This window comes from Dietzia sp. Die43 (genome assembly GCF_024519835.1).
GTDB classification, from domain to species: Bacteria; Actinomycetota; Actinomycetes; order Mycobacteriales; family Mycobacteriaceae; genus Dietzia; species Dietzia kunjamensis.
In genome coordinates, this window is sequence record NZ_JALJRF010000095.1 from 1 (window position 1) to 243 (window position 243).

Consider the following 243-nt stretch of genomic DNA (forward strand, 5'->3'; position numbering starts at 1 on the left):
AGACCTCGGAGACGATGCCGAAGAACGGCAGCGCGAGGACGTACACCTCGGGGTGACCGAAGAACCAGAACAGGTGCTGCCACAGGATGGCGCCACCGTTGCCCGGATCGTAGATGCGCCCGCCGAACTGCCGGTCGTAGAAGACGCCGAGCGCGGCCGCGGTGAGCAGCGGGAAGATCAGCAGGATCAGGACCGACGCCACGAGGATGTTCCACGTGAAGATCGGCATCCGGAACATGGTCA

General features: G+C 64.2%; 1 protein-coding gene. It reads right to left on the reverse strand.

Going from position 1 to position 243, the window contains the following annotated elements:
* Positions 1-243, reverse strand: a 243-nt coding sequence (locus NR111_RS18395; protein ID WP_256821654.1) for a cbb3-type cytochrome c oxidase subunit I, incomplete at both ends; no start/stop codon positions are given.